At 56.7% G+C, this 24,361-nt stretch carries 27 protein-coding genes; 6 read left to right on the top strand and 21 right to left on the bottom strand.

Annotation, left to right across the window (positions count from 1 at the left end; genetic code table 11):
• Window positions 1-67 precede the first annotated feature (67 nt).
• The 3 genes from V7Q49_RS00400 to yfbV all read right to left on the bottom strand — a co-directional run bounded on the left by V7Q49_RS00400 (window position 68) and on the right by yfbV (window position 1,782).
• Window positions 68-727: a sugar phosphatase gene (locus V7Q49_RS00400; protein WP_333848770.1), complete on the bottom strand. Its 660-nt coding sequence runs from the start codon at window positions 725-727 to the stop codon at window positions 68-70.
• An 11-nt stretch (window positions 728-738) separates the two neighbouring features.
• Window positions 739-1,233, bottom strand: a complete 495-nt coding sequence (locus V7Q49_RS00395) for a YfbU family protein (protein ID WP_250584958.1) — start codon at window positions 1,231-1,233, stop codon at window positions 739-741.
• Between the two features lie 93 nt (window positions 1,234-1,326).
• Window positions 1,327-1,782 carry a terminus macrodomain insulation protein YfbV gene (gene yfbV, locus V7Q49_RS00390; protein ID WP_333848769.1) on the bottom strand — a complete coding sequence of 152 codons (456 nt, stop codon included), beginning with the start codon at window positions 1,780-1,782 and terminating at the stop codon, window positions 1,327-1,329.
• Between the two features lie 336 nt (window positions 1,783-2,118).
• Here yfbV and ackA point away from each other — a divergent pair, with 336 nt between their 5' ends.
• The gene (gene ackA / locus V7Q49_RS00385) at window positions 2,119-3,321 is read left to right on the top strand and encodes an acetate kinase (protein WP_333848768.1); all 1,203 of its coding nucleotides are present in this window, start codon (window positions 2,119-2,121) and stop codon (window positions 3,319-3,321) included.
• Window positions 3,322-3,397: 76 nt separating this feature from the next.
• Complete coding sequence (gene pta, locus V7Q49_RS00380; protein ID WP_333848767.1) at window positions 3,398-5,536, top strand: phosphate acetyltransferase; 2,139 nt, start codon at window positions 3,398-3,400, stop codon at window positions 5,534-5,536.
• A 55-nt stretch (window positions 5,537-5,591) separates the two neighbouring features.
• Here the strand turns inward: pta and yfcD are convergent, their stop codons facing one another.
• Genes yfcD through yfcF form a run of 3 tightly spaced genes read right to left on the bottom strand, consistent with a single transcriptional unit; the run spans window position 5,592 to window position 7,430 of the window.
• Window positions 5,592-6,134, bottom strand: coding sequence for an NUDIX hydrolase YfcD (gene yfcD, locus V7Q49_RS00375; protein ID WP_333848766.1), 543 nt, complete (start codon window positions 6,132-6,134; stop codon window positions 5,592-5,594).
• A gap of 55 nt (window positions 6,135-6,189) precedes the next feature.
• Window positions 6,190-6,741, bottom strand: a complete 552-nt coding sequence (gene yfcE, locus V7Q49_RS00370; protein WP_333848765.1) for a phosphodiesterase — start codon at window positions 6,739-6,741, stop codon at window positions 6,190-6,192.
• A 44-nt stretch (window positions 6,742-6,785) separates the two neighbouring features.
• The gene (gene yfcF, locus V7Q49_RS00365) at window positions 6,786-7,430 is read right to left on the bottom strand and encodes a glutathione transferase (protein ID WP_333848764.1); all 645 of its coding nucleotides are present in this window, start codon (window positions 7,428-7,430) and stop codon (window positions 6,786-6,788) included.
• A 144-nt stretch (window positions 7,431-7,574) separates the two neighbouring features.
• Between yfcF and yfcG the strand changes: the two genes are divergently transcribed.
• From yfcG to V7Q49_RS00345, 4 genes are read left to right on the top strand one after another with little or no spacing between them, the layout of a single operon-like run.
• Window positions 7,575-8,204 (top strand): GSH-dependent disulfide bond oxidoreductase, encoded by a 630-nt coding sequence (gene yfcG, locus V7Q49_RS00360; protein WP_333848763.1) that lies wholly within the window; start codon window positions 7,575-7,577, stop codon window positions 8,202-8,204.
• 51 nt (window positions 8,205-8,255) lie between these two features.
• Window positions 8,256-8,618, top strand: a complete 363-nt coding sequence (gene folX / locus V7Q49_RS00355) for a dihydroneopterin triphosphate 2'-epimerase (RefSeq protein ID WP_142486563.1) — start codon at window positions 8,256-8,258, stop codon at window positions 8,616-8,618.
• Between the two features lie 20 nt (window positions 8,619-8,638).
• Window positions 8,639-9,532 (top strand): TIGR01777 family oxidoreductase, encoded by an 894-nt coding sequence (locus tag V7Q49_RS00350; protein ID WP_333848762.1) that lies wholly within the window; start codon window positions 8,639-8,641, stop codon window positions 9,530-9,532.
• 57 nt (window positions 9,533-9,589) lie between these two features.
• Window positions 9,590-10,099, top strand: coding sequence for a GNAT family N-acetyltransferase (locus V7Q49_RS00345; protein ID WP_333850459.1), 510 nt, complete (start codon window positions 9,590-9,592; stop codon window positions 10,097-10,099).
• Between the two features lie 142 nt (window positions 10,100-10,241).
• Here the strand turns inward: V7Q49_RS00345 and hisP are convergent, their stop codons facing one another.
• The 15 genes from hisP to pdxB form a co-directional block, all read right to left on the bottom strand.
• The gene (hisP, locus tag V7Q49_RS00340; protein ID WP_333848761.1) at window positions 10,242-11,015 is read right to left on the bottom strand and encodes a histidine ABC transporter ATP-binding protein HisP; all 774 of its coding nucleotides are present in this window, start codon (window positions 11,013-11,015) and stop codon (window positions 10,242-10,244) included.
• A gap of 8 nt (window positions 11,016-11,023) precedes the next feature.
• Window positions 11,024-11,740 (bottom strand): ABC transporter permease, encoded by a 717-nt coding sequence (locus tag V7Q49_RS00335; RefSeq protein ID WP_333848760.1) that lies wholly within the window; start codon window positions 11,738-11,740, stop codon window positions 11,024-11,026.
• Entirely contained in the window at window positions 11,737-12,423 is a 687-nt protein-coding gene (locus V7Q49_RS00330) for a histidine ABC transporter permease HisQ (RefSeq protein ID WP_333848759.1), read from the bottom strand. The genes V7Q49_RS00335 and V7Q49_RS00330 overlap by 4 nt, the downstream gene beginning before the upstream one ends.
• Before the next feature lie 88 nt (window positions 12,424-12,511).
• Complete coding sequence (gene hisJ / locus V7Q49_RS00325; protein WP_333848758.1) at window positions 12,512-13,294, bottom strand: histidine ABC transporter substrate-binding protein HisJ; 783 nt, start codon at window positions 13,292-13,294, stop codon at window positions 12,512-12,514.
• Window positions 13,295-13,535: 241 nt separating this feature from the next.
• On the bottom strand, window positions 13,536-14,318 hold the full coding sequence (gene argT, locus V7Q49_RS00320; RefSeq protein WP_333848757.1) for a lysine/arginine/ornithine ABC transporter substrate-binding protein ArgT: 783 nt from the start codon (window positions 14,316-14,318) through the stop codon (window positions 13,536-13,538).
• A 297-nt stretch (window positions 14,319-14,615) separates the two neighbouring features.
• Entirely contained in the window at window positions 14,616-15,185 is a 570-nt protein-coding gene (locus V7Q49_RS00315) for a UbiX family flavin prenyltransferase (RefSeq protein ID WP_333848756.1), read from the bottom strand.
• An 89-nt stretch (window positions 15,186-15,274) separates the two neighbouring features.
• Window positions 15,275-16,792 (bottom strand): amidophosphoribosyltransferase, encoded by a 1,518-nt coding sequence (gene purF, locus V7Q49_RS00310; protein WP_333848755.1) that lies wholly within the window; start codon window positions 16,790-16,792, stop codon window positions 15,275-15,277.
• 33 nt (window positions 16,793-16,825) lie between these two features.
• The gene (gene cvpA, locus V7Q49_RS00305; RefSeq protein ID WP_333848754.1) at window positions 16,826-17,314 is read right to left on the bottom strand and encodes a colicin V production protein; all 489 of its coding nucleotides are present in this window, start codon (window positions 17,312-17,314) and stop codon (window positions 16,826-16,828) included.
• A 185-nt stretch (window positions 17,315-17,499) separates the two neighbouring features.
• Window positions 17,500-18,195, bottom strand: a complete 696-nt coding sequence (gene dedD, locus V7Q49_RS00300; RefSeq protein WP_333848753.1) for a cell division protein DedD — start codon at window positions 18,193-18,195, stop codon at window positions 17,500-17,502.
• Window positions 18,185-19,453: a bifunctional tetrahydrofolate synthase/dihydrofolate synthase gene (gene folC, locus V7Q49_RS00295; protein ID WP_333848752.1), complete on the bottom strand. Its 1,269-nt coding sequence runs from the start codon at window positions 19,451-19,453 to the stop codon at window positions 18,185-18,187. Before folC ends, dedD begins: the two co-directional genes overlap by 11 nt.
• Window positions 19,454-19,521: 68 nt before the next feature.
• The gene (gene accD / locus V7Q49_RS00290) at window positions 19,522-20,427 is read right to left on the bottom strand and encodes an acetyl-CoA carboxylase, carboxyltransferase subunit beta (protein ID WP_039030948.1); all 906 of its coding nucleotides are present in this window, start codon (window positions 20,425-20,427) and stop codon (window positions 19,522-19,524) included.
• Between the two features lie 142 nt (window positions 20,428-20,569).
• A complete protein-coding gene (locus V7Q49_RS00285) occupies window positions 20,570-21,229 on the bottom strand; it encodes a DedA family protein (RefSeq protein ID WP_333848751.1) in 660 nt (219 codons plus the stop codon).
• 27 nt (window positions 21,230-21,256) lie between these two features.
• Entirely contained in the window at window positions 21,257-22,069 is an 813-nt protein-coding gene (gene truA / locus V7Q49_RS00280; protein WP_333848750.1) for a tRNA pseudouridine(38-40) synthase TruA, read from the bottom strand.
• Window positions 22,069-23,082 carry an aspartate-semialdehyde dehydrogenase gene (locus tag V7Q49_RS00275; RefSeq protein WP_333848749.1) on the bottom strand — a complete coding sequence of 338 codons (1,014 nt, stop codon included), beginning with the start codon at window positions 23,080-23,082 and terminating at the stop codon, window positions 22,069-22,071. The genes truA and V7Q49_RS00275 overlap by 1 nt, the downstream gene beginning before the upstream one ends.
• 67 nt (window positions 23,083-23,149) lie before the next feature.
• On the bottom strand, window positions 23,150-24,286 hold the full coding sequence (gene pdxB, locus V7Q49_RS00270; protein WP_333848748.1) for a 4-phosphoerythronate dehydrogenase PdxB: 1,137 nt from the start codon (window positions 24,284-24,286) through the stop codon (window positions 23,150-23,152).
• Window positions 24,287-24,361 lie beyond the last annotated feature (75 nt).

Here is a 24,361-nt window from a genome sequence, read left to right as displayed (position 1 = left end):
TGTCAGAAGAGAGTGAAGCCGATAGTGCCATAAAAAAGCCCCAACAATGTGGGGCTATATCATGGGATTACATTTTCCGTGAGACTGTTACATTCCCGTCGGCGGTGCGGCTGACCACAACGGACTCCAGCGTGGTGAGCACCAGGTCCGCCTCGTCCAGACGCGGCGAGTTGGCAGGCACATTGACGGCGATGACGTGACAGCCCGCGTTGAGGCCCGCCAGCACGCCAGCGGCGGCGTCTTCTACTACCACGCAATCTTCCGGTGCCAGCCCCAGCAGCTTCGCGCCCAGTAAAAAGGCATCCGGCTCCGGCTTGCCGCGCGTCACCCGCTCTGCGGTGATAAAGACTTCCGGCACCGGTAACCCTGCCGCTTTATGGCGCGCATGGGCCACAGGAATCGAGCCGGAGGTGACGATAGCCCACGGGATACCTGCTTCATTCAGGTGCCTCAGCAGCTCAAGCGCCCCCGGCAGCGCGGTGACGCCCTCGGTATCGGTGGCCTCAACCTGCTCAAGCCAGGTAAACTCCGCCTGGATATCTGCTTCGCTTCTTCCCTGGAGAAAGTGCCGTAAAGAGGTTATGGCCTGTTTGCCATGGATAAAATTCAGCACTTCCTGATGGTCGATACCATGCCGGTCGGCCCAGCGACACCAGGAGCGCTCCACCACCGGTAACGAATCGACTAACGTACCGTCCAGATCAAACAGAAAACCTTTACACTGCACATCTACCTCCGTCAGGCATTAATAATTTGTTGGATCTCATTGCTACTCAGATGGTACTGACGCGGGCAGGCGTGCCACGCGCTGAGCATCCGCTGATACTTTTCCCACATCGGGGTCTGGGCGTTAAAGCCATGGGTACCGGCATCAAAATGGGTATAGCGCCCTTCCACGTTGACCATAAAGCGGACATAACTCAGGTAACGGGATTCGGTGGCCGCATCGAAGCCCAGGAAGGTAACACGACGTTCGTCGATGGTCTGGGCATCTTTCAGGTTGGTCCAGGAGACATGCAGGGCGTGATACATCTCCATGATGTCGATAACGGTACGACAGGTCTCTTCCTTAAGTTCGCCAAACTCGCGATCCAGCTCGCGCATCTGTAAACCGAAACCACGTTCGATGATAGTCTGCAAGCGGCGATAGCGCTCTGCGTTGTCGGGATCAAGCATCGTCATCATTTTGTACTGATTGGATAAAATCAGACGTTGAGCGTGGGTCATTTCCATCTTTCGACTCCTGTTGCGCATGGCAGCATTAAAAAAAAGACACGGTAACGGGGTGTTACTGTGCCTTCTTTTAGAGATCGTTTCGATGATCAATCACAAGTCATCGAGGAATGTTTTATCAAGTTGCTTGAATGCCCGCTTCAGGGTATCTGCCAGCGCCTGGTAGTCGGGTTTGCCCTCTACCGGTGCCAGCGCCTGCCCGGCATCCTGCAACTTGCTACGAACTTCGTAGAACCAGGACAACACCGACGGCGGCAGCGGCGTGACCGAGCGCTTGCCCAGCCACCACAATCCCTGCATCGGCAGACTCAGGGCAAAGAGCGCGGTGGCCACCGCCGGCCCAAGTTGACCGCCCAGCGCAATCTGCCAGCACAGGGTGAAGACGGCGATAGGTGGCATCAGACGGATAGCGTGCCGGGTAGCGCGGATCACGCGGTTTTCAATAAAGACGGGCGCCAGGCGCTTTTCCAGTGGCCACGTCTTCGAATAATGCTGTCCCCGGCGAAACAGGCTAAAAAAGCTCACGGAAGGGTTCACGGGTGTCGACATGGCTTACCTCAACTTCACATATAAAGATTAAAAAATTCGTGCAAAACCACAACTGGTCATGACATCGTTCAAAAACTTTTGTCAGCACTACCCAGTATCAGGTATCCTGTGCCGGCCTGCAAAGGCCTTAGACGAGGAATGTTCACTCGTCAAATTATCGCACATTATGCCATTGCCGGAAAAATGCGCAAAATGGCATAAAATCATATGTATTCCTTTCGTCATGCCGAAATGTACTTCGGGCATGATGTTAATCATAAATGTCAGCGATATCTTGCGCTACGATCCTTGACTCACTGACGTTTTTTTAGCCACGTATCAATAATAGGTACTTCCATGTCGAGTAAGTTAGTACTGGTTCTGAACTGCGGTAGCTCCTCACTTAAATTCGCTATAATCGATGCGATCAACGGTGAAGAGTACCTTTCTGGTCTGGCCGAATGTTTCCATCTTCCTGAAGCACGTCTTAAGTGGAAAATGGACGGCAGCAAACAGGAAGCGGCTTTAGGTGCAGGCGCCGCTCACAGCGAAGCGCTGAACTTTATCGTTAACACTATTCTGGCACAAAAACCAGAACTGTCCGCTCAGCTGACCGCTATCGGTCACCGTATTGTTCATGGTGGCGAGAAGTATACCAAGTCTGTGATCATCGATGACTCCGTTATTCAGGGCATTAAAGACTCCGCGTCTTTTGCACCGCTGCATAACCCGGCTCACCTGATCGGTATCGCTGAAGCGCTGAAATCCTTCCCGCATCTGAAAGACAAAAACGTGGCTGTGTTTGATACCGCGTTCCACCAGACCATGCCGGAAGAGTCTTACCTCTACGCCCTGCCGTACAAACTGTACAAAGAGCACGGCGTTCGCCGCTACGGTGCACACGGCACCAGCCACTTCTACGTGACGCAAGAAGCCGCGAAAATGCTGAACAAGCCGGTTGAAGAAGTGAACATCATCACTTGCCACCTGGGCAACGGCGGTTCCGTTTCTGCTATCCGTAACGGCAAATGCGTTGATACCTCTATGGGCCTGACCCCGCTGGAAGGCCTGGTGATGGGGACTCGTTCCGGTGATATCGACCCGGCGATCATCTTCCATCTGCACGACACCCTGGGCATGAGCGTTGAAGATATCAACAAAATGCTGACCAAAGAGTCTGGCCTGCTGGGTCTGACCGAAGTCACCAGCGACTGCCGTTACGTTGAAGACAACTACGCCGACAAAGAAGATGCTAAACGTGCAATGGACGTTTACTGCCACCGTCTGGCGAAGTACATCGGTTCTTACACCGCGCTGATGGACGGCCGTCTGGATGGCGTGGTCTTCACCGGTGGTATCGGTGAGAACGCGGCAATGGTGCGCGAGCTGTCCCTGGGCAAACTGGGCGTACTGGGCTTTGACGTTGACCATGAACGTAACCTGGCTGCGCGCTTCGGTAAGTCTGGCTTCATCAACAAAGAAGGCACCCGTCTTGCGATGGTTATCCCAACCAACGAAGAGCTGGTTATCGCGCAAGACGCGAGCCGTCTGACTGCCTGATTCCACACCGCCAGCAATGCTGGCGGTGCTGTTTTGTAGCCCGCCTGATTTCGGCGGTAACGAAAGAGGATAAATCGTGTCCCGTACTATTATGCTGATCCCGACCGGAACCAGCGTAGGCCTGACCAGCGTCAGCCTCGGTGTGATCCGTGCGATGGAACGCAAAGGCGTTCGTCTGAGCGTGTTTAAGCCAATCGCTCAACCACGTGCTGGTGGCGATGCCCCAGACCAGACCACCACTATCGTTCGTGCGAACTCCAATCTGCCAGCTGCTGAACCGCTGAAGATGAGCCACGTTGAGTCTCTGCTCTCCAGCAACCAGAAAGACGTGCTGATGGAAGAGATCATCGCTAACTATCACGCGAACGCACAGGATGCGGAAGTGGTGCTGGTTGAAGGCCTGGTCCCAACGCGCAAGCATCAGTTTGCCCAGTCCCTGAACTTCGAAATCGCCAAAACGCTGAACGCCGAAATCGTGTTCGTGATGTCCCAGGGTACCGATACCCCGGAACAGCTGAAAGAGCGTATTGAGCTGACCCGCAGCAGCTTCGGCGGCGCGAAAAACAGCAACATCACCGGCGTTATCGTCAACAAACTGAACGCCCCGGTGGATGAGCAAGGCCGTACCCGCCCTGACCTGTCTGAAATTTTCGACGACTCTTCCAAAGCGAAAGTTGTGAAAATCGATCCGGCTAAGCTGCAGGAGTACAGTTCTCTGCCAGTGCTGGGCGCGGTGACCTGGAGCTTCGACCTGATCGCGACCCGTGCGATCGACATGGCGCGTCACCTGAACGCCACCATCGTCAACGAAGGCGATATCAACACCCGTCGCGTGAAGTCCGTGACCTTCTGTGCGCGTAGCATTCCGCACATGCTGGAGCACTTCCGTGCAGGTTCCCTGCTGGTAACCTCCGCTGACCGTCCTGACGTGCTGGTTGCAGCCTGCCTGGCGGCGATGAACGGTGTGGAAATCGGTGCGATCCTGCTGACCGGTGCCTATGAAATGGACCCACGCGTCAGCAAGCTGTGCGAACGCGCATTTGCTACCGGCCTGCCGGTCTTCATGGTCAACACCAACACCTGGCAGACCTCTCTGAGCCTGCAGAGCTTCAACCTGGAAGTTCCGGCTGATGACCATCAGCGTATCGAGAAAGTGCAGGAATACGTTGCCGGTTGCATCAATCCTGAGTGGATTGAATCCCTGACCGCGACCTCCGAGCGCAGCCGTCGTCTCTCTCCACCAGCCTTCCGTTATCAGCTCACCGAGCTGGCGCGTAAAGCGGGCAAACGCGTTGTGCTGCCAGAAGGCGACGAACCGCGTACCGTTAAAGCCGCCGCTATCTGTGCCGAGCGCGGTATCGCCACCTGTGTACTGCTGGGTAACCCGGATGAGATCACCCGCGTTGCTGCCTCTCAGGGCGTTGAGCTGGGTGCCGGTATCGAAATCGTTGACCCGGAAGTGGTGCGCGAAAGCTACGTTGCCCGTCTGGTCGAGCTGCGTAAGAGCAAGGGCATGACCGAAGCCGTTGCCCGCGAACAGCTGGAAGACAACGTGGTTCTCGGTACCCTGATGCTGGAACAGGACGAAGTTGACGGTCTGGTTTCCGGTGCCGTTCACACTACCGCGAACACCATCCGTCCGCCGCTGCAGCTGATCAAAACTGCGCCAGGCAGCTCTCTGGTCTCTTCTGTGTTCTTCATGCTGCTGCCGGAACAGGTTTACGTTTACGGTGACTGTGCGATCAACCCGGATCCAACCGCTGAACAGCTGGCCGAGATCGCGATCCAGTCCGCTGATTCCGCGATTGCCTTCGGTATCGAACCGCGCGTAGCGATGCTCTCCTACTCCACCGGGACCTCTGGTGCAGGTAGCGACGTCGAGAAAGTGCGTGAAGCGACCCGTATTGCGCAGGAAAAACGCCCGGATCTGGTTATCGATGGCCCGCTGCAGTACGACGCCGCAGTCATGGCTGACGTTGCCAAATCCAAAGCGCCGAACTCGCCGGTTGCCGGTCGCGCTACCGTGTTCATCTTCCCGGATCTGAACACCGGTAACACCACCTACAAAGCGGTACAGCGTTCAGCCGACCTGATCTCCATCGGGCCGATGCTGCAGGGTATGCGTAAGCCGGTGAACGACCTGTCTCGTGGCGCGCTGGTAGACGATATCGTCTACACCATCGCGCTGACCGCGATCCAGTCTTCCCAGCAGTAAGCAGCACCTCAACGTAAAAAGGCGACCCTCGGGTCGCCTTTTTTTATCGTCGCGGTTACGCTTCTTCGTGCTTCACCGGCTCGTTGCTGGCATTGCGGCTCATCCACAGGGCCAGCGCTTTCAGCGAATCTGGCGTGAAGTCGTCGCAGCGGGCAGTGATCTCAGCCGGGGTCATCCAGCAGACTTCACTCACCTCTTCCTCCTGCAATGCAAACGGACCGTGGGAGACGCAGCTGAAAAGGCCTCCCCAGACGCGGCAGTGCGGATCTTCGAAATAGAACTGACCATGCTCGGCGAACGGCACGCCGGCAATCCCCAGCTCCTCTTCCGCTTCGCGGCGGGCGGAATCAAGCAACAGCTCATCGGCCTGCACCACGCCACCGGCGGTAGCATCGAGCATCCCGGGCATGAAGTCTTTCGTTTCGGTACGGCGCTGAACCAGAATATTGCCCATCCCATCATGCACCACGATATAGGTCGCGCGATGACGCAGGCGCTGCGCCCGCATCTGCTCGCGGCTCGCCTGTGCAATTACCTCATTGTCTTCGTTGACAATATCCACCCATTCCGTACTTGCCAAATGACTCTGCTCCACCATCGGGAAACCTTCTCTTTAAAGCGCTCTCGCGGCGCGTTTACTGTTGAGGAGTAAATTACGGATTAATCTCTGACTGCGCAATAACCTGGCCATCATTCAGCGTCATAACGCACAAATGGTTTCCTTCCAGCATGCCGTAGCTGGGGGAAAAGCCACCTTTGGGCAGGCTGACTGAGCCAGGATTGAAATGTATGAGACCGCCCTGTTTACTGGCTACCGGAATATGAGTATGACCGTAAACCAGCACATCGCCAGCATTCAGCGCGGGCAGGTTATCCGGGCCAAACAGATGACCGTGGGTCACAAACAGGCGGCTGTTCTCCAGCAGGATCTGCTGCCAGGGAGCGGTAATGGGAAAGTTCAGCAGCATCTGATCAACTTCGCTGTCGCAGTTACCGCGCACGGCGATAATCCGCGACGCATACGCGTTGAGCCGATCGGCGACCTCGGCAGGCGAATAGCCTTCGGGCAGAGGATTGCGCGGGCCGTGGTTCAGCACATCCCCAAGGATCACCAGCCATTTTGCCCCGCTCTGTTCAAACAACGAAAGCACCCGTTCGGTCGCCGGCAGCGAGCCATGGATGTCCGATGCAAACATCAGCTTCATCAGAAACTCCTTATGTCGAAAAGCTGCCCCATCATACCGGAATATCAGCTCGCCCGCTTCGCTGACAACGCCACGTAGCGCTGCACCGAGGCACGCTGCCACTGGAAATTCGCGTAATCCACCAGCTGCTGCGGCACGTCGTCGCCGTTAAGCACCAGACGGTTGAGCATCAGGGCCAGATCCGCATCCGCAATACACCACTCCCCGAACAGGTTCTGCTGGCCATGGGCAAGCAGCGAGGAGGCGGTATCGTAGAGCTGGTTTGCCGCCCGCTGCGCGGTTTCGCTCAGGGCCGGTTTTTTTACCCCGGCGAACACCACGTCGGTAGAACGCTCGGTGCGGATCGGCACCAGATCGCTGCGTAGCCAGGCCTGTATCTGACGTGCGCGGGCGCGCTTTTGCCGATCGTGAGGGAAGATCCGCTCCCACTCCGGCGGCGCAAATTGCTCCTCCAGGTATTCAGCAATGGCGGAGGATTCGCTGAGTTCAAAGCCGTCGATCTCCAGCACCGGCACGCGACGGGTCAGGGCATAGCCTCGCCACTGCGGCAGCCGATTCTCCCCCCGGCTGAGGTCAACGGTCTTCAGGGTAAAAGGCAATCCTTTCTCGGCCAGCGCGACATACACGCTCATGACATAGGGGGAGTAGTAATCGGCATCTGACCACAGGGTAATCGCAGGTTGGCTCATAAAGTCCTCGTAATGCTTCGGGTGATGGATATATATCCAAAATATAACCTCCTGCCCCGACTGTCACTTGATGAAAACTCACGATTTATCATCACCACCTATACTCGATCCTATGCTGCGATAATCGTTATGACAGGAGTTGCGATGATTGACCTTTACTACGCCCCTACTCCCAACGGGCATAAGATCACGCTTTTTCTGGAGGAGGCCCAGCTGGATTACCGCATCCTGCCGGTTGATATCAGTAAAGGTGAACAGTTTCGTCCTGAGTTTCTCGCCATTTCACCGAACAATAAAATCCCGGCCATTGTCGATCATGAGCCGGAGGATGGCGGCGCGCCGCTGAGCCTGTTTGAGTCCGGCGAGATCCTGCTCTATCTGGCGGAAAAATCCGGCAAGCTGCTGAGCGGGGAATTACGGGAACGGCACGTTACTCTACAGTGGCTCTTCTGGCAGGTGGGCGGGCTGGGGCCGATGATCGCCCAGAACACCCACTTTAACCACTTTGCGCCGCAGCCGATCCCCTACGCCATCGAACGCTTCCAGGTTGAGACGCAGCGGCTCTATAACGTGCTGAATAAGCGTCTGGAAAAATCGCCGTGGCTGGGGGGCGAACACTACAGTATCGCGGATATCGCCTGCTGGCCGTGGGTCAATACCCATGAAAATCATCGCGTCGACCTGACGTCGTGGCCTGCGGTGAACAACTGGTTTGAGCGCATTCGCACCCGTCCGGCAACCGAGCGCGCAATGCAAAAAGCACAGCAGATATAAACGGTTTCCTCATGTATTATGGTGGCGATAATGACACGGAGGAAGCCTGCAATGTCCCAGCAAGACGCGATTATTCGTATTAAAAATTTACGCCTGCGCACCTATATCGGCATCAAAGAAGAGGAGCGCGCTAACCGTCAGGATATCGTGGTGAATGTGGTGATTCACTACCCGGCCGACAAGGCCCGGGACAGTGAGGATATCAATGATGCCCTGAACTATCGCACCGTCACCAAAAGCATCATTCAACATGTCGAGAGTAACCGCTTCTCTTTGCTGGAAAAATTAACTCAGGATGTGCTGGATATCGCACGCGAACATCACTGGGTCACCTATGCTGAAGTAGAGATCGATAAACTTCACGCGCTGCGCTATGCCGACTCCGTCTCAATGACGTTAAGCTGGCAACGCTAAGCGCAACCCCTGGAGGTTGTATGAAGATCCTGGTAACCGGCGGTACCGGCCTGATTGGCCGGCATCTGATCCCCCGCTTGCAGACGCTGGGCCATGAGCTTACGGTGGTGACGCGCAGTCCCGAGAAAGCGCGTCAGACACTCGGCTCCGGCATCGATATCTGGAAAGGGCTCACCGAGCATCAGGATCTCAACGGCTTCGACGCCGTCATCAATCTGGCGGGGGAGCCTATCGCCGATAAACGTTGGACCGAAGAACATAAGCAGCGGCTGTGCAACAGCCGCTGGACTATCACCCAGCGCCTGGTTGATATGTTCAAGGCCAGCGACACGCCACCGTCGGTGTTTATCTCCGGTTCGGCATCGGGCTATTACGGCGATTTAGGCGAAGTGGTGGTCACCGAAGAGGAGCCGCCGCACAACGAATTTACCCATAAGCTCTGCGCCCGCTGGGAGCAGATCGCCTGCGGGGCGCAAAGCGAGCAGACCCGCGTTTGCCTGCTGCGCACCGGCGTGGTGCTGGCGCCGAAAGGCGGTATCCTCGGTAAAATGCTGCCGGTGTTTAAGCTGGGTCTCGGCGGGCCGGTCGGCAATGGCCGTCAGTATCTGGCGTGGATCCATATCGACGATATGGTGAACGGCATTCTCTGGCTGCTGGATAACGATCTGCGCGGCCCGTTCAATATGGTCTCCCCCTACCCGGTTCGCAACGAGCAGTTTGCTCATGCCCTGGGGCATGCGGTGCATCGCCCTGCGGTGATCCGCGCCCCGGCCACCGCTATCCGCCTGCTGATGGGGGAATCCTCCGTGCTGGTGCTGGGCGGTCAGCGCGCGCTGCCGAAGCGGCTGGAAGCTGCCGGATTTGCCTTCCGGTGGTACGACTTAGAAGAAGCCCTGGGAGATGTGGTAGGTTAAATCGGCCCGGTCGGCTGTGTTAAATTGCTATGATCGATCCCCGTTAAAGGCGTAATGATGGCCACAATCACCACTGCCAGGCTGACGCTCTCCCCCTTTGAGCCCTCCGACTGGCCCTTTTTCCTCCGGCTTCGTGAATCGCCCGAAATCATGCGCTACATGGCCGCTATCGCCCCGGAAAAAGAGACCCGACGCCTGTTTGCCGCCCGCCTGACGACCCCGCATACTTTTGTCATTCGCGCCCACGATGATGACACCCCGCTGGGGGATATTGGGCTGCAAATCAGCAATAAATATCCTGAAGAAGCCGATATCGGTTACACGGTGATCCCCGCCGCGCAGGGCCGGGGGATTGCCAGCGAGGCGCTGCGTGCCGTCTGTGAATATGCTTTTATTCGGGTGGGCGTAAAGGCGGTGAATGCGTATGTGCTCGCGGATAACGGCGGCTCGGTGCGGGTGTTAGAAAAAGCGGGCTTTGTGCGGACCCAGGTGCTGGAAAAGGCGTATGAGATTAACGGCGTGCGGTATGACGACTGGGTGTACCGGCTTGAGCAAGGTGCGGCCTGATCCCCTCACCCTGGCCCTCTCCCGAAGGGAGAGGGAACAAACATAAAAAACGGCAACATGTTGCCGTTTTGCTTTTACCTTGTGCGGCCTGATCCCCTCACCCTGACCCTCTCCCGAAGGGAGAGGGAACAAACACCAAAAACTACTTCAACGACCCTTTCAGGAACTGCTGCAAGCGCGGGCTCTTCGGATTCGCCAGCACCTCATCCGGGTGCCCCTGCTCTTCGATGACGCCCTGATGCAGGAAGATCACATGGTTGGAGACGTTACGGGCGAAGCCCATCTCGTGGGTTACCACCACCATGGTTTTCCCCTCTTCGGCCAGCTGCTGCATGATACGCAGCACCTCGCCCACCAGCTCGGGATCGAGCGCTGAGGTCGGTTCGTCAAACAGCAGCACTTCCGGCTCCATCGCCAGCGCACGGGCAATCGAAACACGCTGCTGCTGACCGCCGGAGAGATGCACCGGATATTTAATCTGCTGGCGCTCGTCGATACCCACTTTCGCCAGGTATTTCTCCGCACGGGCACGGGCTTCCTGCTTGCTCAAGCCCAGCACCTGCACCGGCGCTTCCATGACGTTCTCCAGCACCGTCATGTGGCTCCAGAGGTTGAAGTGCTGGAACACCATCGTCAGCCGGGTACGCAACATCCGCAGCTGGTGCTTATCCGCCACCTTCAGCTGCCCGTCTTTATCCTTCACCAGATTGATGTTCTCACCGCTGACCACAATCGAGCCGGCACTCGGCTTTTCAAGGAAGTTAATGCAGCGCAGGAAGGTACTTTTACCCGAGCCTGAGGAGCCGATAATACTGATCACATCGCCCGCATTTGCCTGCAGCGACACCCCTTTCAGCACTTCATGTTCGCCGTAGCGTTTGTGCAAATCGATAACGTTTAATTTGTTCTCAGCCATCTTAATTCTCAGTGCGTCGAAGAAGGTTTAATGTGCTGCAACCAGCGTTTTTCCGCTTTGCGGAACAGGCTAATCAGGACGTAAGAAATAATCAAATACAGCACCGCCGCGATCCCGAAGGCAGTAAACGGCTGATAGGTTGCCGAGTTAATGTCGCGGGCAATCTTCAGCAGATCCGGCACGGTGGCGGTAAAGGCCAGCGCGGTGGAGTGCAGCATTAAAATCACTTCGTTGCTGTAGGCGGGCAGCGCAATGCGCAGCGCCGACGGCAGAATAATGCAGCGGTAGAGCTTCACGGAGGAGAAACCATAGGCCCGCGCCGCCTCAATCTCGCCATAGGGAACGGAACGAATCGCCCCGGCAAAGATCTCGGTGGTGTAGGCGCAAGTGTTCAGCGTTAACGCCAGCACGGTACAGTTCAGCCCGCTACGGAAGAACGCGTTCAGCATCTCGGTGCCTTTCACGATCTCCAGGGTGTACATCCCGGAGTAGAAGACCAGCAGCTGCACATAGAGCGGCGTACCGCGGAACACGTAGGTAAACAGCCAGATGGGAAAGCGAATGTATTTATTGTTCGACACGCGGCCAATGGCGAGAAATATGGCCAGAATGCCGCCCACTACCACGGAAGAAATCAGCAGCCAGAGCGTGATCGCCACACCGGTAAAGCGGTATCCGTCGGTCCACAGCAGCGATTTCCAGTATTCCTGAATAATCTCGATCACAGGTCAGCCCTCTTCACACCCACGGAGTAGCGACGCTCGAGCAGCAGCAGCACACCATTGGAGACGGTGGTAAACACCAGATAAATCACCCCGCAGACGATGGCAAAGTAGAACGGTTCCCAGGTGCTTTTGCCCGCCAGCTGCGTGGCTTTCACCACATCTTCCAGCCCCAGTAACGAAACCAGCGCCGTCGCCTTGAGGATAACCTGCCAGTTGTTGCCGATGCCCGGCAGCGCAAAGCGCATCATGGCCGGAAACATAATACGGCGGAACGTTTGCGAGGAGGTAAAACCGAACGCCGTGGCCGCTTCGATATGCCCTTTCGGCACGGCGAGATAGGCTCCGCGGAAGGTTTCAGTGAAGTAAGCGCCGTAGATAAAGCCCAGGGTGATGATACCGGCCACCATAGGATCGATATCAATCTGTGCCATACCGATGGCATCCGTGATGCCGTTGAGGGCGATTTGCAGACCGTAGAAGATCAGCAGCATCAGCACCAGGTCAGGCACGCCACGGATCAGCGTGGTATAGCCTTCAAACAGCAGAACCATGGCCCGATTGGTCGAAAGCTTCGCGCCCGCGCCCGCCAGGCCTATTAACACCGCCAGCACCACCGAACTGAGAGCCAGTTCAAGGGTGACGAGCGCGCCTTGTAAAATTACGCCAGAAAATCCGTACAGCATACCGCCTGCCCTGTCGTGTCGTGAGTGGTGACGCCGTGTCTTTTCCCCTCCCGCAGCGGGAGGGGTCGCACGTTATTCAGCGGGGCGTTTAGCCACCGTAGACATCAAAGTCGAAGTACTTCTTCGCCAGTTTTTCGTAAGTACCGTCGGCGCGCATTTCGGCAAAGGCTTTATTCAGCGCTTCACGCAGTTCGTTGTCCTCTTTACGCAGCCCCATACCGGTGCCCACGCCAAAGAGTTTTTCGTCCTTAATGGACGGACCGCCGAACTTGTAATCTTTACCTACCGGCTGCTTCAGGAAGCCTTCGCTGGCAGCGACTTCGTCCTGGAAGGCGGCATCGATACGGCCTGCGGTCAGGTCAGCATAGATATTTTCCTGGCCCTGATAAGAGACGATTTCGATCCCTTTCGGTGCCCAGTGCTCGTTACCGTAGGTCTCCTGGGTGGTACCTTGCAGCACGCCGACGCGTTTGCCTTTCAGTGAATCAAGGGTTGGCTGGATATCAGAAGATTTAGCCACCACCAGACGGGAATCTGCTGCATAAAGTTTGTCGGTGAAGGCAATCTCCTGCTGGCGTTTTTCGGTGATGGAGAGAGAAGACATAATGGCGTCGATTTTTTTCGCTTTCAACGAAGGGATCAGCGCATCCAGTGGGTTTTCGACGAAGGTACACTCTGTTTTGATACGTTTGCACAGTTCTTTCGCCAAATCGATATCAAATCCTACCAGTTCACCCTGCGCATTCTTCGATTCGAAGGGGGCATAAGTCGGGTCAGTACCAATACGAACTTTTTGCGGAATTGCTGCGAATGCCGCAGTAGCGCTGGAAAAGGCCAGGGCCAGAGAAAGTGACAACACCAGTTTTTTCATATCTATCCTCAACAGACTGTCTTCTTACGGGATTTTAACGCCGACGGGGGTGCTCTTAATGTGCCATTAATCGCCGCGGCAAGGCAAAAGATTATGCCCCGCACGCGCGAAAAAGTGCATTGCGAGTGCTTAACTATTCACTTTATAACCAACACGGTGCAGGATTGCACCATCCTGGTTCGCATTCGCCGCTGGCGCACCATAACGGGGAACCATTATGGTGCGCACCCGTCAGTAACGGTTAGTCGCCGTACACATTGAAGTCGAAGTATTTCTTCGCCAGTTTGTCGTAGGTGCCGTCTTTACGCAGTTCGTTAAAGGCTTTATCAAAGGCCGCTTTCAGCTCGGTATCGTCCTTACGCAGGCCGATGCCGGTGCCGTCACCAAAGTACTTTTTGTCTTTAACCGACGGGCCGGCAAAAGCAAACTCTTTCCCTGCCGGTTGTTTCAGGAAGCCTTCGCTTGCCGCGACTTCATCCTGGAAAGCGGCATCCAGACGCCCTGCCGCCAGATCGGAATAGATCAGATCCTGGTTCTGGTAAGCCACCACATCCACGCCCTTCTCACGCCAGTTGGCATTGGCGAAGCCTTCCTGCGTGGAGCCCTGCAGAACGCCGACGTGTTTGCCTTTCAGCGAATCAATGGTCGGCTGGACAGGCGAGCCTTTCGCCGCAATCAGACGGGAGTCCGCTGCGTAGAGTTTTTCAGAGAAGGCGATCTCCTGCTGGCGTTTCTCGGTGATGGAGAGTGAAGAGATAATCGCGTCGATTTTCTTGGCTTTCAGGGAGGGGATCAGCGCATCGAAGTCGCTGCCCACCCAAGTGCATTTCACGGACATGCGTTTGCACATCTCATTTCCCAGGTCGATATCAAACCCGACAAAGTCGCCCTTCGCATCTTTCGATGAGAACGGCGCATAGGTCGCGTCGGTACCGATACGTACGGTCTGTGGGAGCGCCGCATAGCTGCTTGCCGCGGTACTTAATCCCACCAGCAAAGACAGAGCCAGAACCGTCTTCTTCATACATTACCCTCAAGTGTCGTGATTTTATTATGTATTAGGTTGTGTTGTGTGTTGTTACAGGCGATCCCTTGCAGGTCTTATGCCAGATTGCAATGAGTGCAAAATTTCGGCGTTAAATATGTTAACGAAAGGTTGCAAGATTGCCTTAATGGTGAAAGATAGCAGGTCTGCCAAACGAACCGCAGTGGGAAGAAAGGAAAAAAGGAATTAAATGTTGAGGATATGATCGCGGTTGCAGAATTGCCCTGAAACAGGGCACGTTGCGCTGACCTGCCCCAGGGCAGGACACTTTTCCCGTCAGACGCCCTGCCAGCGGGTGAAGAGATCGTCCGGCAGCTCAATATCGAACTGATCCAGAACCCGGTTCACCGTCTGGTTAATTACCTCATCCAGGCTTTGCGGACGATGATAAAACGCCGGGACCGGCGGCATGAGTACCGCCCCCAGTTCAGCAGCCTGCGTCATCAGCCGCAGGTGGCCCAGATGCAGCGGAGTCTCGCGCACGCAAAGCACCAGCGGGCGGCGCTCTTTCAGCACCACGTCGGCGGCGCGGGTTACCAGGGTATCGGTATAACTGTTGACGATGCCGGAGAGGGTTTTGATGGAACAGGGCAGGATCACCATGCCCGCGGTCTTAAACGACCCGGAGGAGATGCTGGCCGCGATATCGCGGGCATCATGCACCACGTCGGCCAACGCCTGAACGTCGCGCAGGGAGTAATCGGTTTCGAGAGAGAGGGTCTGCCGCGCAGCCTGGCTCATCACCAGATGGGTTTCAACGTCAGCGACGTCGCGTAATACCTGCAGCAAACGGACACCGTAAATCGCGCCGCTGGCCCCTGAGATCCCTACTATCAATCGTTTCATGATTATCGCCCTTACTGTAACTGGGCAGACTGTGCAGGATTTTGGCGGGAGTTGCAAGCGAGGGCGGACGCCCTCGCCTGTGAGAAGGATTAACCTTCGTTGTGCATCTCTAAGCTTTCGAGATCGTTCGCCATCTGCACGGCTTTCGCATCGTCGTTACGCAGAGAGTCGAGGTAGTCCAGATACTTCTGGTCCACATCTTTGGTGACGTAGATACCGTTGAACACCGAACACTCGAACTGCTGGATATCCGGATTCTCGGCGCGCACCGCGTCGATCAGATCGTTCAGATCCTGGAAAATCAGGCCGTCGGCACCGATGATCTGGCGGATCTCGTCCACTTCGCGACCGTGAGCGATCAGCTCGTTAGCGGTCGGCATGTCGATACCGTAGACGTTCGGGAAGCGAATCTCCGGTGCCGCAGAGGCCAGATAGACCTTCTTCGCACCCGCTTCACGGGCCATCTCGATAATCTGCTCTGAAGTGGTGCCCCGCACAATGGAGTCATCCACCAGCAGCACGTTCTTATCACGGAACTCCGCGCGGTTGGCGTTCAGCTTGCGGCGCACCGATTTACGGCGCAGCTGCTGGCCTGGCATGATAAAGGTGCGGCCAACGTAGCGGTTTTTCACAAAGCCCTGACGGTACGGTTTATCCAGAATGCGGGCTATCTCGAGTGCGATATCGCAGGAGGTTTCCGGAATCGGAATAACCACGTCGATATCCAGATCTTCCCACTCGCGGGCAATTTTCTCGCCGAGCTTGGTGCCCATATTTACGCGGGCGCTGTAGACGGAGATTTTGTCGATGAAGGAGTCCGGACGGGCAAAGTAGACGTACTCGAACAGGCACGGGTTGCTGACCGGGTTTTCCGCACACTGGCGGGTAAACAGCTGGCCTTTTTCGGTGATGTACACCGCTTCGCCCGGAGCAACGTCACGCAGGAACTCAAAGCCCAGCGTATCCAGAGCCACGCTTTCGGAGGCCACCATATACTCGGTGCGGCCATCGCCAATATCGCGTTTCCCCAGCACCAGCGGGCGAATCCCGTTCGGATCGCGGAACGCGACCATACCGTGGCCGATAATCATCGCTACGCAGGCATAGGCCCCGCGAATCAGACGGTTAGTGGCTGCCACGGCAGCAAAAATGTTGTCGGCTTCCAGCGGATAGTGACGGAAGTTATCCAGTTCGCTGGCAAAGATGTTAAGCAGAATTTCAGAATCTGAAGTGGTGTTAATGTGGCGACGCTTCTCTTCAAACAGCTTTTTACGCAACTCGTGGGCGTTGGTCAGGTTGCCGTTGTGGGCAAGCGTGATGCCATACGGGGAGTTAACGTAGAAAGGCTGCGCTTCAGAGGCGCTGGAACTGCCTGCGGTAGGGTAACGAACGTGACCAATACCCATGTTACCCTGCAGACGCTGCATATGGCGGGCTTCAAACACATCGTTGACCAGGCCATTGGCCTTACGTAAACGGAAGCAGTTGTGTGCATCAATGGTGATGATACCCGCAGCATCCTGCCCACGGTGCTGAAGCACCGATAATGCGTCATAAATAGACTGGTTTACCGGCATGAAACCGGCGATACCGACAATACCGCACATTCGTCATTTCCTCGTTAAGCCACATCTCAGGGTTTATGCCCTGGGCAAAAAACTCGACGAGCTTTGCAGATAGTCAAAGAACCATCTGATGATGAAGCTAAACTGCGGGATCAGCTGCGATTTCTGCCAGTCTTCACTTTTTGAGAACCCGGTAAAGGTATCAAGGAAGAACAGTATCGCGGCGACAATCAACACCCCTCGCAAGGCACCGAAACAGATCCCAAGCACCCTGTCCGTTCCTGACAAACCGGTTTTCTCAACCAGCTGGCCAATCACGAAGTTAACAATGGCGCCAACAATCAGCGTCGCGATAAACAGCACCGCGATGGCGATTCCGTTTCGGACCAGTTCATCTTCAAAGCCCGTGAACCAGACAGACAGGTAAGTGTAGTAATGACTGGCAACAAAGAAGGCACAGCCCCAGGTTACCAGCGATAACGCTTCACGAACAAAGCCACGGATCAGGCTAACCAGACAGGAAAAACCTATCACCGCAATGATGGCGTAATCAATCCAGACCATATACGTCCCACGATTAAACGCCCTGTCATCCAGTTCGGGGCGAATTCTAACAGAAAAAGAAAACGTTTGCGTAGGGATTTCCTTCCCGCGCGTAAATAAAAAAAGCGCTGAAAAAATGTTCAGCGCCCCAGGCGGGTTACCTTCTCAGGCAATCTGCTACGCCTGTTTTTTAGTCAGAGAAAAACTCAGTTCACGCTGTAGTTCATCACCACGCCGCTCAGACCGGAGAGTTGATTCAGCTCGCCAAGCGACCCTTTCAGCTTATCTCTCGATGCATCCGGGCCGACGAGAATACGGGTGATTTTACCCTGTACCGGCGTCGTAGGTGAAGTGTAAACGCGATACCCCGCGCCACGGAGTTTGGCCACCACCTCGTTGACCTTGTCGGCATTTTTCAACGCGCCGAGCTGCACCACGTAGGCTTTACCGGTCGGGGCCGGTTTCTCTTCTGCCGCCGATTTGGCCGGTGGGGTTTCCGTGGCCGCCGCCAGCTGCTGGCTGGTGTTATCGCGCTGCGGTTTCGGCTTCTCAACCGGCTTCGGTTTCTGCACCGGTTTTGGCGCGTACTGCTCGACTGCCGCCGGATCCAGTTCGTTACTGTTACCGGCCGCCAGACGCGACGGATCTAAGGATGGTGCTGCGGCATCGCCCGCCTGCACCTCTTCCGCCGCCCCTTCAGGCGGTTGAGCAGGTAGCGCCTGCGTTGCCGCCGGCAGCATGTCCGGCTCATCCCGGTCGCCCGGTTTCGGCACCAGCGGGATCGCCGCGAACTCATCCTGATAATGCTTTTTCTGTCCATCAAGCAGCCCGGGGAGAATAATCACCCCCAGCGCCACCAGCACAATGGTGCCTGCTAAACGGTTCTGAAACTTACTTGCCACCGGTTCTCCCCGCATCCATTACGTCCATGACATGTGCCACCGTGTGGAAAGATCCACACACCAGCACGGTATCTTCTGGTCTGGCGTCCGCCATCGCCGCGCGCCATGCCTGCTCCACGCTGGCAAAGCTCTGGCCCTCGCCGAGATGTTCCATCAGCTGTTCAGCCGTTGCCCCACGCGGGCCTTCCAGAGGTGCACAATACCAGCTATCGACCACACTCTCCATGCAGGCCAGCGTGCCGCCAATATCTTTATCATGAAGCATACCGATAACCGCCAGCACGCGCCCGGTTTTTGGCAATGATTTGAGACGTCCTGCGAGATAGGCCGCGGCGTGAGGATTATGCGCCACATCCAGAATCAGACGCGGCGATTCGCTCACCGTCTGGAAACGCCCGGCGAGGATAGCCTGCTGAATACCGTCGCGGATGGCCTGCTCGTTTACCGCCAGACCGCTGGCGCGCAGTGCGGCCAGCGCCGTGGCGGCATTCGGCTGCGGCACCTGTGGCAGCGGCAGATTATCCAGCGCGCCTTTAGCATCTTCAAAGCGCCAGCCGTTCTGTGTCACGCTGTAGCGCCAGTCGACGTCACGACGCTGCAGCAGCGCCCCCTTCTCCTGGGCCACATCAGCAATGGTATGCGGCATTTCAGGTTCACCAACAATCGCCGGTTTGCCCGCGCGGAAAATACCGGCTTTTTCACGGCCGATGCTTTCGCGATCGGGCCCCAGCCAGTCGGTATGATCCAGCGCGATGCTGGTCACCACCGCCACGTCCGGATCGACGATATTGGTGGCGTCCAGACGCCCGCCTAACCCGACTTCGAGGATCACCACGTCCAGCTGCGCCTGCTTAAACAGCCACAGCGCCGACAGCGTGCCATATTCAAAATAGGTGAGTGACGTGTCGCCACGCGCGGCTTCGATTTCGGCGAACGAGGCGGTATGCGCCGATTCGGCTAACTCTGCGTTTTGCACCCGCACGCGCTCGGTGTAGCGCACCAGATGCGGCGAGCTGTAGACACCTACTTTGTAGCCCGCGGCCATCAGCATGGACTCCAGCGTGCGGCAGGTGGTGCCTTTGCCGTTGGTGCCCGCCACGGTGAAGACAAAGGGAGCCGGTTTCAGAACGTCAAGGCGCGCCGCTACCTGGCTGACGCGCTCGAGTCCCATGTCGATGGCTTTACTGTGCAGGTTTTCCAGATAAGAAAGCCACGCGGCCAGAGGCGACGTGGCTTGGGGAAGAGTGATATTTTCCATGTTGCGCGCTTTTCAGTTACGGTTAGAAAGCAAAAGGGCAGCGCCATTGGCCCTGCCCTTTTCAGTTATCAGGCCTCGGGTTCCTGATCCGGTACCACCACGCCTTCGCGCGGCTCATCCGGGCTCGGCGACGGCAGATTCATCAGCTTCGCCAGGACGCTGGCCAGTTTCAGGCGCATTTCCGGGCGGCGGACGATCATGTCGATAGCGCCTTTCTCGATAAGGAACTCACTGCGCTGGAAGCCCGGCGGCAGTTTCTCACGTACCGTTTGCTCGATAACGCGCGGGCCGGCAAAGCCGATCAGCGCTTTCGGTTCAGCGATGTTCAGATCGCCCAGCATCGCGAAGCTCGCCGATACGCCGCCCATGGTCGGGTCGGTCAGTACGGAGATGTACGGCAGACCGCGCTCCTGCATTTTCGCCAGCGCTGCGGAGGTTTTCGCCATCTGCATCAGCGACATCAGCGCTTCCTGCATACGGGCACCACCGGAGGCGGAGAAGCAGATCAGCGGACAGTTGTCTTCCAGCGCCTGCTCAACCGCACGCACAAAGCGCGCGCCAACTACGGAACCCATCGAGCCGCCCATAAAGGAGAACTCGAATGCCGCTGCGACAACCGGCATCTCGTGCAGGGTGCCTTTCATCACCACCAGGGCGTCTTTCTCGCCGGTCTCTTTCTGCGCAGAGGCCAGACGGTCTTTGTATTTCTTGGAGTCGCGGAACTTCAGCACATCTTTCGGCTCAAGCTCGCTGCCCAGTTCAACCAGAGAACCTTCATCCAGCAGGCTATGCAGGCGGTTACGCGCCGACATACGCATGTGGTGATCGCACTTCGGACAAACTTCCAGATTACGCTCCAGCTCGGCGCGGTACAGAACCTGGCCACAGCTGTCACATTTGGTCCACACCCCTTCAGGAATACTCGCTTTGCGGGTTGGGGTGATATTACTTTTAATTCGTTCAATCCAGCTCATTGATAACCTTTCTGCCTGAACCAGGTTTGCTGCAAGGGGCGCATAATGCCATTTTTGCCCCCGACAGACCATGAATGTTGCACATTAAAACATAACAGCCCGAAACTTTGGATAAAAAAGTGGTCGAACCGCAGTCGTGCTTTTATTTTGTCTGTTTTGCCGCCGCGCGTCGGTGACGAATAATTTCGATCACCCCCGGCAAAATGGAGACCACAATAATCCCCAGGATCAGTAACTTGAGGTTTTCCTGAATCATAGGAATGGTCCCGAAGAAATATCCCGCGTAGGTAAAGCTGAGTACCCACAGCAACGCGCCGGTCACGTTATAGAGCGCGAAGTGACGGTACGACATGTGACCCATTCCCGCAACAAACGGCGCAAAGGTTCTGACGATCGGCACGAAGCGCGCGAGAATAATCGTTTTACCACCGTGCTTCTCGTAAAACGCATGGGTTTTATCGAGATAGCTGCGACGGAAGATTTTTGAGTCCGGGTTACTGAACAACCGCTCGCCAAACAGCCGACCTATAGTGTAGTTCACCGCATCGCCAAGGATCGCGGCGATAAGCATCAGAACCACCATCAGGTGAACGTTGATGTCGTTGGTTTCCAGAGAGGCCAGCGCCCCCGCCACGAACAGCAGCGAATCGCCCGGTAAGAACGGCGTCACCACCAGTCCGGTTTCACAAAACAGGATCAGGAACAGAATGGCATAGACCCAGACGCCGTAATCAGCGACCAGCTCTGCCAGGTGAACATCAATATGCAGAATGAAATCAATCAGAAAGCGAATTAAATCCATATTGTCTAAACCTTTATTGCACGGCTATCAGTCCGCTAAAAACAGCGGGCCCATTGGCGGTTTCGGAAGGTCAAAACGATCCGGGTAATCGACCGAGACCAGATAGAGCCCTTCCGCTTTCGCCGTTGCTGCTGCCAGGGTTCTGTCCTTCGCTGCCAGCAACTCTGCAATCCAGCTCTCCGGCTGGTGTCCGGCGCCCACTTCCATCAGGCTGCCTGTGATATTCCTGACCATATGGTGAACAAAGGCGTTGGCCTTGATATCCACCACCACATACGCCCCATGACGGCTGACGTTGATGTGCATGACGTTGCGCCACGGGGTGCGCGACTGACACTGCACTGCGCGAAACGAGGTAAAGTCGTTTTCACCGATCAACGCCTGCGCCGCGCGGTGCATGCGTTCGGCATCCAGCGGCGCGTAAAAATGCGTTACGCCCTGGCCTAACACTGCCGGACGCAGACGCTGGTTATAGATGATGTAGCGGTAACGGCGCGCGGTGGCGCTGAAACGCGCGTGAAAATCATCCGGCACAGTTTTGACCCAGCGCACCGCGATGTCTCCAGGCAAATTCGCATTTACCCCCAACGTCCAGGCCGCGTCTTTACGCACCGCGGTGGTTTCAAAATGTACCACCTGCCCCGTACCGTGGACGCCAGCGTCGGTACGCCCGGCGCACAGTACATTGATGGGCTCATTCGCCACCTGAGAGAGCGCTTTCTCCAGTTTCTCCTGGACGCTGCGCACCTCGTTCTGACGCTGCCAGCCATAATATTTACTGCCATCGTACTCAATCCCGAGGGCAATTCTATGGACCGGCTTTTGTTCAACTTCTGACATCAGTACAGATACTCCTGCACCAGTTTTTCGGCAATTTTCACCGCCATCAGCGCGCCGCCGAAACGGACGTTGTCGGCCACCGACCAGAACTGGACCTGCTCCGGCATGCCGTAATCGTTGCGTACGCAGCCGATGGAGAGACGGGCGTTGCCCGTTGCGTCGCCTACCTGAGTCGGGAACTCGCGCTCTTCAGACAGCTCAATGTCCTCGCCGCGGGCAAAGGCGTCGCGCGCCTCTTCCGCCGCCAGAGGGCGCATTGCTTCAAAGCTCACCATCTGGGCATGGCCGTAAAACACCGGCGACTGCACGCAGTTAGCGGAGATCATCAGACCCTCATCCTGCAGGATCTTGCGTACCTGATCGACGAGCTGGCGCTCTTCACGCACGCTGCCTTCGCGATCCGGCAGCAGCGGCAGCATGTTGAAGGCCAGCTGACGACCAAAGAAGTCCTCTTCATCTACCGGAATACCGTTCAGCAGCTTGGCGCTCTGCCCGGCCAGCGCATCCACCGCTTTTTTACCGTGGGCGGAGGCCGACAGCAGGCTGGTGACGGTGATTCGGGATAAGCCGCCATCGTCGATCAGCGGTTTCAGGGCGGTCAGCAGCTGGCTGGTCAGACTGTCCGGGACGGCGATCAGGTTACGGTTGCGGTAGTCGGCCAGCACGAACGGGTTGACGTCCGGCACCACCAGCGGCACGTCCGGCTCAAGGGCGAACAGACCGCTTGAATCAATCACCAGACAGCCCGCGTTGGTGGCCTCTTCAATGTAGGTTGCGGAGGCTTCAGCACCGGCGACGAAAAAGGCCAGCTGCGCCTGGGTCCAGTCGAATTCAGCAGCATCCTGAACGCGTACCGACTTACCCTCATAGCGCAGATGCTCACCCGCGCTCTCATTACGCGCCAGGGCAAAGATCTCCCCCACCGGGAACTGACGCTCGGCAAGGGTTTCGAGCAGGGCTTCGCCCACGGCGCCCGTGGCGCCCAGTATGGCAATGTTCCAGCCTTCAGACATGGTGGTTTACTCCAGAAATAAAAAAGCGTCCCCGGCGGATTATCCACCAGGGAGCATTAAGAAGACATTAACGAACCGGATGATGAGTGGCGTTGAAACCCAGCTTGTGCAGCAGCGATGCCGCCGCAGCGTCATCACACATCACATACAGGGAAGACCATTCGCGGCGCTCCACATAGTGCTTGCGCAGCTTGTCGAATTCACCCGGCATACCCGCTACTTTTCGCAGCAGCGCGTCATCGCGGCGCACATCATACACTAAATGCACCAGCCGTTTCAGCGTTGCCTGATCCAGCGGGCCATGCAGGGTAATGCGGCCAAACTCCGGCGTCGGCAGCAGGGTATCCAGCGCCACCTGCTGCGATTTGCCAATAAAGGCGCTGTAGGCCTCAAACACCTGGGTGGTGCCGCGCGCTTTGCCTTCCAGGGTGTAGCCCGCGATATGCGCGGTGCCAATATCCACTTTATCCAGCAGAGCGACGTTGAGATCCGGCTCCGGCTCCCACACGTCGAGCACCACGCTGAGATCCTGACCGGCATCCAGACGCGTCAGCAGCGCGGCGTTGTCCACCACCGGGCCACGACAGGCGTTGATCAGGATAGTGCCCGGCTTCAGGCGGCTAATCAGCGCGTCATCGGCCAGATGCAGGGATTTATACGGCCCGTCTTTGAACAGCGGGGTATGGAAGGTGAGCACGTCACATTCCGCCACCAGCTCGTCCAGGCTATGGAAATTGCCCTCATCGCCACGGTCGGCGCGCGGGGGATCGCACAGCAGCGTGCGGATGCCTAACGCCTCAAGGCGCTTTTGCAGGCGACCGCCCACGTTACCGACCCCGACAATACCGACGGTACGATCGGCCAGGGTAAACCCGTCACGCTCGGCCAGCATCAGCAGGGAAGAGAAAACATACTCCACGACCGCGATGGCGTTACAGCCCGGCGCGGCGGAAAACCCGATCCCCGCCTGCTTCAGCCACGCGTCATCCACATGATCGGTTCCCGCGGTTGCCGTACCGACAAACTTTACCGCTTTGCCAGACAGCAGCGCCTCATTCACTTTGGTCACTGAGCGCACCATCAGCGCGTCGGCATCATCCAGCTCAGCGAGCGGGATCGGGCGTCCGGGAACGGCCTTAACCTCACCCAGGCGGCTGAACAGCTCGCGGGCGTAAGGCATATTTTCATCAACGAGGATTTTCACGTCTGAGTACCTGTTTGAGAGGAAGTTAACCGGTCAAGTGTGCCATAATCTGGCCGCCAGGCATATACGTAACCT

It is taken from the genome of Leclercia sp. (assembly GCF_036780805.1).
GTDB lineage: Bacteria > Pseudomonadota > Gammaproteobacteria > Enterobacterales > Enterobacteriaceae > Enterobacter.
This window is presented reverse-complemented; position numbering and strand designations above follow the sequence as displayed.